8 protein-coding genes and 1 pseudogene are annotated in these 8,919 nt (G+C 70.0%); 3 read left to right on the top strand and 6 right to left on the bottom strand.

The genetic code is table 11. The annotated features are described in order from the left end of the window. The coding region (locus tag BW737_RS14495) for a D-alanine--D-alanine ligase (RefSeq protein WP_476723630.1) at nt 1-836 on the bottom strand (836 nt) is incomplete at its 3' end. 170 nt (nt 837-1,006) lie between these two features. Between BW737_RS14495 and BW737_RS14500 the strand changes: the two genes are divergently transcribed. Continuing rightward, on the top strand, nt 1,007-1,747 hold the full coding sequence (locus BW737_RS14500; protein WP_086616040.1) for an AMIN-like domain-containing (lipo)protein: 741 nt from the start codon (nt 1,007-1,009) through the stop codon (nt 1,745-1,747). Continuing rightward, entirely contained in the window at nt 1,740-2,174 is a 435-nt protein-coding gene (locus tag BW737_RS14505) for an NUDIX domain-containing protein (RefSeq protein WP_086616041.1), read from the top strand. The genes BW737_RS14500 and BW737_RS14505 overlap by 8 nt, the downstream gene beginning before the upstream one ends. A 341-nt stretch (nt 2,175-2,515) precedes the next feature. Here the strand turns inward: BW737_RS14505 and BW737_RS14510 are convergent, their stop codons facing one another. The 5 genes and pseudogenes from BW737_RS14510 to leuC form a co-directional block, all read right to left on the bottom strand. After that, entirely contained in the window at nt 2,516-3,571 is a 1,056-nt protein-coding gene (locus BW737_RS14510) for an NAD(P)H-dependent glycerol-3-phosphate dehydrogenase (protein ID WP_086616042.1), read from the bottom strand. After that, nucleotides 3,568-4,407 carry a lysophospholipid acyltransferase family protein gene (locus BW737_RS14515; RefSeq protein ID WP_086616043.1) on the bottom strand — a complete coding sequence of 280 codons (840 nt, stop codon included), beginning with the start codon at nt 4,405-4,407 and terminating at the stop codon, nt 3,568-3,570. Before BW737_RS14515 ends, BW737_RS14510 begins: the two co-directional genes overlap by 4 nt. A gap of 178 nt (nt 4,408-4,585) precedes the next feature. Beyond that, a complete protein-coding gene (murA, locus tag BW737_RS14520; protein ID WP_086616044.1) occupies nt 4,586-5,908 on the bottom strand; it encodes a UDP-N-acetylglucosamine 1-carboxyvinyltransferase in 1,323 nt (440 codons plus the stop codon). 188 nt (nt 5,909-6,096) lie between these two features. Then, a complete protein-coding gene (gene leuD / locus BW737_RS14525; RefSeq protein ID WP_086616045.1) occupies nt 6,097-6,780 on the bottom strand; it encodes a 3-isopropylmalate dehydratase small subunit in 684 nt (227 codons plus the stop codon). A gap of 43 nt (nt 6,781-6,823) precedes the next feature. Then, a pseudogene (leuC, locus tag BW737_RS14530) lies at nt 6,824-8,238 on the bottom strand (3-isopropylmalate dehydratase large subunit). A gap of 131 nt (nt 8,239-8,369) precedes the next feature. On the opposite strand from leuC, the gene BW737_RS14535 reads away from it, so the two are divergent. Continuing rightward, nucleotides 8,370-8,919 (top strand): IclR family transcriptional regulator (locus BW737_RS14535; protein ID WP_086616046.1); only part of this gene is annotated, 550 nt, incomplete at its 3' end.

Here is an 8,919-nt window from a genome sequence, read left to right on the forward strand (position 1 = left end):
ACGATGCCGGACTCGACCAGCACCTTGGGTCCACCGCATGCCGGACTCGACCAGCACCTTGGGTCCACCGCACGGGCGGACTCGATGGCCGCCTCCAGGTCGGCAAGGTCCTCCACCCGGGTGATGCCCAGGGAGGAGCCCGCGCGGGCGGGCTTGACGAACAGGGGGCGGGCCAGTTGCGCGCACTGGGCGAGGATGGCCTCCTTGTCCCGCCGCCACCGGTGCGGCTCGACGAGCACGTGCGGCGCGGTGGGGATGCCCGCGGCCTGCAGCAAGACCTTGGTGACCTGCTTGTCCATGCCGGCGGCGGAGGCGAGCACGCCGCAGCCGACGTAGGGCAGGCCCAGCATCTCCAGCATGCCCTGAATGGTGCCGTCCTCGCCGTAGGGGCCGTGCAACAGCGGCAGGACGACGTCGACGGCGCCGAGCACTTCGGGGCCGGTGGGAGTGATGGCGGTGAGATTCCCACCGCCCAGCCGCATGGCCAGTTCGCCGCGGCCGAGCCCGCCTGTGGTGATCTCCACCGGGGGGCGGTCGTCATTCAGACGCAGCGCGTCGGGGTCGTCATCCACCAGCACCCACTGCCCCTGCCGGGTGATGCCGACCGGCAGCACCTCGTAGCGGTCCCGGTCGATGGCGTCCAGCACGCCGGCGGCAGTGGCGCAGGAGATGGTGTGCTCACCGCTGCGCCCCCCGAAGACGACGGCGACCCGTGGCTTGCGCGCATGGCAGCCGGCATGGGAGTCCGAGCCCGTCAAAGCAGCAGACGACGACGCGGGGCTGTAATCCGCGTTTTCACCGGTGTTAACTGCACTTATTGCGTTGGGGACCGACATGGTGGCAACGCTACCGCGACCTGGCCGTTTTGGCCGCGAAGGCGCCGCCCGGCGTCGGCCCGGCGCATCCGGAGTGGGCTCCACACCGCGCTGCTTCCCGCTATGCATCACCGCAAGAACTTCCGTATGATTGACATCACACGCATGGTTCGCTCGAAGTAGGAGACACCATGAAACGTCCAGATCCGCTCACCTGTGCTCGTCGCACACTCGTCCCCACCCTGGCCCTACTGTTGACCGGCGCGATCACCCTGGGGGCCTGTGGCTCGGGTTCAGGCACCAACGCCTCCTCCGCTGACTCCTCCTCCCCCACTGCGGCCGCCGAGTCGGCCGACGCTGTCGCCTCTACCGGGGCCACCGACGAGGCTTCGGGGGCACAGTCTCCCGCCGCCTCCCAGGCGCCGACCACCACCGGCTCGCTCACGCAGGAGGAGACCAGCCCGTCGGGCGCGCCTGCCTGGGGCACCGGCGCGGACGGTCAGGCCGCGGCCGCCGACTCGGAGTTGATTATCTCCGACGTGCGCATCGGCTCCCATGATGACGAGGACTACTCCCGCTTCGTGGTGGAGTTCTCCGGCGAGGGCACGCCGGGCTGGTCGGCGCAGTGGACCGACCAGGCCCACACCCAGGGCAAGGGCGATCCCATCGACGTCAGGGGCGACTTCACCCTGGTGGTCACCGGCACCGGGGTCACCATGCCGATCAGTGAGGAGCAGCAGGCGGTGGCGTACACCGAGCCGGTGCGCTTCGACTTCGACGCCGTCGGCGATGACGAGGGCATCGAGGAGGCCTACCTGGACCTGGCCTTCGAGGACCAGTTCCAGGTGGTGCTGGGCACCGATTCCCAGACCTACCGGATCTTCACGCTGACGAACCCGACCCGTCTGGTGATCGACGTCGCCGATGACTGACGAGGGCATCAGCACCGAACTCATTGTGCGCGGGGTGATTCGCCGCGGGGACGAGGTTCTCCTCGTCCAAAGTACCGGCTCCGGCTGGTGGTTTCTTCCCGGCGGGCACCTTGAGACCGGCGAAACCTTGTCACAGTGCCTGGTACGCGAGCTCATCGAGGAAGCTCGGCTGGAAGTCACCGAGTTGCACGGGCTCGGTTTCATCGAGCACTCATACACGGACGACACCGGCGGCCATCATGAGCTGAACGTCTTGATCCAGGCCGCATCCGTCGGCGAGGTCGGTGCCGTAGAAGATGATCTGACCTTCCAGTGGTTCCCGGTGTCCATGCTCGCTGCGCTCGACGTGCGCCCAGAAGGCGTCGCCGCAGCGTTGCGACGGGGAGGACCGATCGGCCGGCTCGTGGGCGGCAATGGGGGCATATAGCAGGCGCGTGTTCAGGCGCTGTTCACCCTGGTTCGCGGCGAACGACGGTTCGTACGTTGCGACGACGGTTCGTACCTTCGCGTCAGGGTTCGTATGTTCTGGTCAGCGATTCGTACCTTCTTGTGACGGTTCGTACGGTGGAGGTACGTACCGTCGCCGGAAGTGCCGAAGCGTTGGTGCCAAGTGACGAACCGTCGTCATTGGTGACGAACCGTCAGGCATCGCACGCCGCCTCAGGAGCCACAACCTCCCCTCAGGAACGTTGCTGACAAGCTGCGCCATGTCTACCGGTCTCGGCACGTAACAACTGCCGGTCTCGGCGAGAGAGGCGGGTTCAGGTCTCAGGTCAGCGGCGCGGCGTTGACGCCCTCGGCCTTGCGGGGACGAGACAACAGGGCGTCGTTGACCTCCTCCACGGTGGCCGCCCCCTCGACAACGGCGACCACCCCGGCGGTGATGGGCATGTCCACCCCGTGGGCGGTCGCCAGGTCGAGCACGGCACGGGCGGACTTGGCGCCCTCGGCGACCCCGCGCGAGGCGGCCGCCGCCTCGGCCACGCTCATGCCCTCGCCCAGGCGCCGCCCGAAGGTCTGGTTGCGCGAAAGCGGCGAGGAGCAGGTGGCCACCAGGTCGCCCATGCCGGCCAGGCCGGCGAAGGTCTCGGGGCTCGCCCCCAGCGCGATGCCCAGGCGCGTGATCTCCACCAGTCCGCGGGTGATGACGGTGGCCTTCGAGTTATCCCCGAAGCCGCGCCCGGCGGTGATGCCGACGGCCAGGGCGATCACGTTCTTCACCGCGCCGCACAGCTCCACGCCGAGTACGTCGGTGTTGGTGTAGGGGCGGAAGGTGCCGGTAGCACACAGAGCGGCGACGCGCACAGCCACCGCCTCATCGGGCGCGGCCACGACGGTGGCGGTGGGCTGCCCGGCGGCGATCTCGTCGGCCAGGTTCGGGCCGGAGACCACGGCGATGCGGGAGGCGGGCAGGTTGAGCGCCTCGGCGATGACCTGGCTCATGCGCAGGCCCGTGCCGGCCTCCACCCCCTTCATCAGGGAGACGACGATCGCGTCGTCGTCCAGGACGCCGCGCAGCGGGGTGAGCACACCCCGGGCGGTCTGGGCAGGCACCACCACGACGACGAGCCCGGCTCCGGCGACGGCGGCGTGGATGTCCGTGGTGGCGGTGACGATCTCGGGCAGGCGGATCCCAGGCAGATAGCGGGTGTTGGTGCCGGTGTTGATCTCCGCGGCGATCTCTTCGCGGCGGGCCCAGACGACGGCGGGCGTTCCGGCCTGGGCCAGCAGGCGGGCGAAGGTGGTGCCCCAGGCGCCGGCACCGATAACGGCGGCGTGGCGCGCGCCCGGGTGGAGGAAGCCGGTGGAGCCGGCGGCGCTCATGACTGGTGCTCCTCACCCGAACCGTCGGCCGCGGGGCCTTCCGAGCCCGCTGCCGAGCCGCCGGCGCCATGGTCTGCGTCCGCAGACGGTGCCTGCGGCGTCGGCGGGTCGGGGCGGCGAACGCCGATATTGCCCTTGCCCGGGTCGCCGTCGTACTTCATGTCGAAGGGGCGGGGGGCCTTCTCGCCGCGCAGTTGCTCAACCAGTTCGGTGATGCGCCGCATGATCTCGACGGTCGCGGCGCGCACGGCGTCCCGGTCGGAGATGTCCGAGCCGTAGGCCGCCAGGTCGAAGGGCTCGCCGATCAGGACGTGCACGTCCTTGCGGGGGAAGGGGCGGAAGCCGGTGCCGTAGGCGCCCAGGACGTTCTGTGCTCCCCACTGGCCGATGGGCAGCAGGGGCGCGCCGGTGCGCATGGCCAGACGGGCGGCGCCGGTTTTGCCGGTCATGGGCCATTGCAGCGGGTCGCGCGAGAGGGTGCCCTCGGGGAAGATCATGACCGGGTCACCGGCCCGCAGCCGCCGCTCGGCCTCGACCAGGGAGTTGCCGGCGGCGGCCGAGTCCCGGTACACGGGGATCTGCCCGCCGGCGCGGAAGACGTGCCCGAGAAGGGGGATCTCGAACAGCTGGGACTTGGCCAGCGAGTAGATGGGCACGTCCTCGTCCACGAGCGCGCGCATGGCGGTGAGCGGGTCCAGATTGGACAGGTGGTTGGCAACCGCGATGAAGCCGCCCTCGCGGGGGATGTTCTCGGCTCCGGTCACGTGCTGCTTGGAGACCGCCTTGAGAAACGGAATGATCGCACCCCTGGCCGCGAACCGGTAGAAGGGGGTCATGCGTCGTGTGGTGGACACATTGGCACTCTACCCACTCCCGGTCGCCCCGGTGGGCGGATGGCCGTAGGCCGGATGGCGGCCGCGAGAGCAGGCTGGCGCCCTAGCCCCGCTCCCGTTGCATGAACGGGGACGGCCGGGCCGTGAAGACGAACTCGCCGAGCGACTCGGCAGCCCCGACTCAGGCCAGGCGCGTGACGTTGGCGTCCAGCGCGGCGAGCTTGCTCATGAAGTGCTCATAGCCGCGGTCGATGAGGTTCACACCCTCCACGCGGCTGGTGCCCTCTGCGGCGAGCGCGGCGATCAGGTGGGAGAAGCCGCCGCGCAGGTCGGGCACGACGATGTCCGCCCCATGCAGCGGGGTGGGGCCGGAGATGACGGCGGAGTGGTAGAAGTTGCGCTGCCCGAAGCGGCAGGCGGTGCCGCCCAGGCACTCTCGGTACACCTGGATGGTGGCGCCCATCTTGCGCAGCGCACCGGTGAAGCCGAAACGGTTCTCGTACACGGTCTCGTGCACGATGGACAACCCCTCGGCCTGGGTCAGGGCGACGACGAGCGGCTGCTGCCAGTCGGTCATGAAGCCGGGGTGGACGTTGGTCTCCACCACGATGCTCCTCAGGTCGCCGCCGGGGTGGTAGAAGCGGATGCCGTCCTCGCGCACGTCGAAGGCGCCGCCGACCTTGCGGAAGATGTTCAGGAAGGTGGTCATGTCGCTCTGGTGGGCACCGTGGACGAACACGTCGCCGTGGGTGGCCAGGGCGGCCGCGGCCCAGGAGGCGGTCTCGATGCGGTCGGGCAGGGCGCGGTGGTTGTAGCCGACCAGCTCGTCCACACCCTCGACGTGGATGGTGCGGTCGGTGTCCACGGAGATGATGGCGCCCATCTTCTGCAGCACGTCCACCAGGTCCATGATCTCCGGCTCGACGGCGGCGCCGCGCAGCTCCGTCAGACCCTCGGCGCGCACGGCCGTGAGCAGGGTCTGCTCGGTGGCGCCGACGGACGGGTAGGGCAGGTCGATGACGGTCCCGCGCAGCCCCTCGGGGGCGGTCAGGCGGATGCCCTGGGGCTGCTTGTCCACGGTCGCGCCGAAGCTGCGCAGGATATCCAGGTGGAAGTCGATGGGGCGGTCACCGATGCGGCAGCCGCCCAGGTCGGGAATGAAGGCCTCACCGAGTCGGTGCAGCAGCGGGCCGCAGAACAGGATCGGAATGCGGGAGGAGCCGGCGTGGGCGTCGATGTCGGCCATGTGGGCACTCTCGACGCTGGAGGGGTCCAGCCGCAGAATGCCCTCGGCCTGGTCATAGTCGACGCTCACCCCGTGCAGGGACAGCAGTCCGGACACGACGTCGACGTCGCGGATGAGCGGAACGTTGTGCAATACCGACGGCGTGGTTCCCAGGAGGGCGGCGACCATCGCCTTGGGGACGAGGTTCTTGGCGCCGCGGACGGTGATCTCACCGTTGAGCGGGCGCCCGCCCTCGACCTGAAGCAGACCGTCGACCATGCGTACCTCCGAGTGTTCGCGTGAAGATCGGGCGCCGCGGGGATACGGCGTCACCCGCACCGGATGCGGGTGCCCTCAGCATAGGCGGGTGGGCGGCGCATGGAGCCATCCCCGGCCCGCTCACAGCGAACCGCTGCGTGGCCTTCAACTCACCGGTGTGGCGGCGAGCGAGAACGCGACCGGGTGGCTCAGGCGCCCGGTCGTAGGAAGGGATAGCCGATGGGTACGGGCATATCCGCCGCGCGGGCAGGGGCAACGGCGACGGGCGGCTCGTGGCGGGCGGGCAGGGTGCGCGGCTTGTAGGCGGGCCGGGCCTGCTCGTAGGCGCTGATTTCGTCCTCGTGGGTGAGGGTCAGCGAGATATCGTCCAGGCCCTCCATGAGGGTCCAGCGCACGTAGTCGTCGATCTGGAAGACGGTGCGGAAGGAGCCCGCCTCGACGGTGCGCTGCTCCAGGTCTACGGTGATCTCGGTGCCGGGCTCGGTCTCCAGGATCTTCCACAGCTGTTCGGCGTCCTCCTGGCTGATCACGCCGGCAACCAGCCCTTGTTTGCCGGCGTTGCCGCGGAAGATGTCGGCGAAGCGGGGCGCGAGCACCACCTTGAAGCCGTAGTCCTTCAGCGCCCACACCGCGTGCTCGCGCGAGGAGCCGGTGCCGAAGTCCGGCCCGGCCACCAGCACGCTGGCATGCTTGTAGGCGTCCTGGTTGAGGATGAAGTCGGCCTCGTTCGCCCGCCAGGAGGCGAACAGGGCGTCCTCGAAGCCGGTGCGGGTGATGCGCTTGAGGTAGACGGCGGGAATGATCTGGTCGGTGTCCACGGCGCTGCGGCGCAGCGGGGCGCCGATGCCGGTGTGACGGATGAACTTCTCCATGACGGGCTTCCTTCTCGGGCTGGCGGCGGACGGCTTGGGCGGCTCAGGCGGCGAGCACCGGCAGGTCCGCGGGGGTGGACAGGGTGCCGCGCACGGCGGTGGCGGCGGCGACGACGGGCGAGACCAGGTGGGTGCGCCCACCCTTGCCCTGGCGACCCTCGAAGTTGCGGTTGGAGGTGGAGGCGGCGCGCTCGCCGGGCGAGAGCTGGTCGGGGTTCATGCCCAGGCACATGGAACAGCCGGCGTTGCGCCACTCGGCGCCGAAGTCCTTGAACACCTGGTCCAGGCCCTCGGCCTCGGCCTGCAGGCGGATGCGGGCGGAGGCCGGCACGACCAGCATGCGCAGTCCGGGCGCCTTGGTGCGGCCCTTGATGACGGCGGCGGCGGCGCGCAGGTCCTCGATGCGGCCGTTGGTGCACGACCCCAGGAAGACGGTGTCCACCTTGATGTCACGCAGTGGGGTGCCGGGCCTCAGGTCCATGTACTCCAGGGCCCGCTCGGCGGCGCGACGGCCGGTCTCGTCGGCGATGTCCTGCGGGTCGGGCACTGCGGCGGAAATGGGCAGCCCCTGGCCGGGGTTGGTGCCCCAAGTGACGTAGGGCTCGATGTCGGCGGCCTGCAGGACGACCTCGGTGTCGAAGACGGCGTCGTCGTCGGTGCGCAGCGAGCGCCAGTAGGCAACGGCGGCGTCCCAGTCCTCACCCTCGGGGGCGTGCGGGCGGCCCTTGAGGTAGGCGAAAGTGGTCTCGTCGGGGGCGATCATGCCGGCGCGGGCGCCGGCCTCGATGCTCATGTTGCAGATGGTCATGCGGGCCTCCATCGACAGCTGCTCAATGGCGCGGCCGCGGTACTCGATGACGTGCCCCTGGGCGCCGTTGGTGCCGATCTTGGCGATGATGGCAGGATGATGTCCTTGGCGCCGGACCCGGCGGGCAGGTCGCCGTCGATAAGCACGCTCATGGTCTTGAAGGGGGCGACCGGCAGGGTCTGGGTGGCCAGCACGTGCTCGACCTGGCTGGTGCCGATGCCGAAGGCGAGCGCCCCGAAGGCGCCGTGGGTGGAGGTGTGGGAGTCGCCGCACACCACGGTCATGCCGGGCTGGGTCAGGCCCAGCTGCGGGCCGACGGCGTGGACGATGCCCTGGTCGGCGTCGCCGAGGGAGTGCAGGCGCACCCCGAACTCCGCGCAGTTGGCGCGCAGGGTCTCGATCTGGGTGCGGCTGGTGACGTCGGCGATGGGCAGGTCGATGTCCAGGGTGGGGGTGTTGTGGTCCTCGGTGGCCAGGGTCAGGTCGGGGCGCCGGACCTTGCGGCCGGCCAGGCGCAGTCCCTCGAAGGCCTGGGGGCTGGTGACCTCGTGGACCAGGTGGAGGTCGATGTAGAGCAGGTCCGGGGCTCCGTCGGTGCCGGGGGCGACGACGTGGTCGCGCCACACCTTCTGTGCCAGGGTCATTCCCATCGCTGCACTTCCTTTCCTTGAGGGGCGGTTCGGCCCGGAGCCGCCCGCATTTGCGGAACCGGCAAACTCCGGGCCGTTTTCTGACTTCACGCTACTTGAAGTCTCACCACTCGGAATGGCAGTATCAGATTATGGACACTCTGGGTGACATCGAAAGCGGCAGCGGGGTTGGCGTCATCGACAAGGCCGCACTGGTCATGAGCGCACTCGAGGCGGGACCGGCCACGCTGGCGCAGTTGGTCACCACCACCCATCTCGCCCGGCCGACGGCACACCGCATTGCCGTGGCGCTGGAGTACCACCGCCTGCTGGCGCGCGACGCGCAGGGCCGGTTCATTCTGGGGCCGCGCCTGAACGAACTCGCCTCCGCCGCTGGGGAGGACCACCTACTGGCCGCCGCCGGGCCGGTGCTGGCGGCACTGCGGGACAAGACGCACGAGTCCGCGCAGCTGTATCGGCGGCAGGGGGACGTGCGCGTGTGTGTGGCCAACGCCGAGCGCCCGATCGGCCTGCGTGACTCCATCCCGGTGGGGGCGACCATGTCCATGCTGGGCGGATCCGGCGCGCAGGTGCTGCTGGCCTGGGAGGAGCCCGACCGGCTGCACCGCGGTCTGGTGGGCGCCCGCTTCAACGCCACCATGCTGTCCGCGGTCCGCCGGCGCGGCTGGGCCCAGTCGGTCG

The sequence above is a fragment of the Actinomyces ruminis genome (assembly GCF_002154335.2).
GTDB lineage: Bacteria > Actinomycetota > Actinomycetes > Actinomycetales > Actinomycetaceae > Actinomyces > Actinomyces ruminis.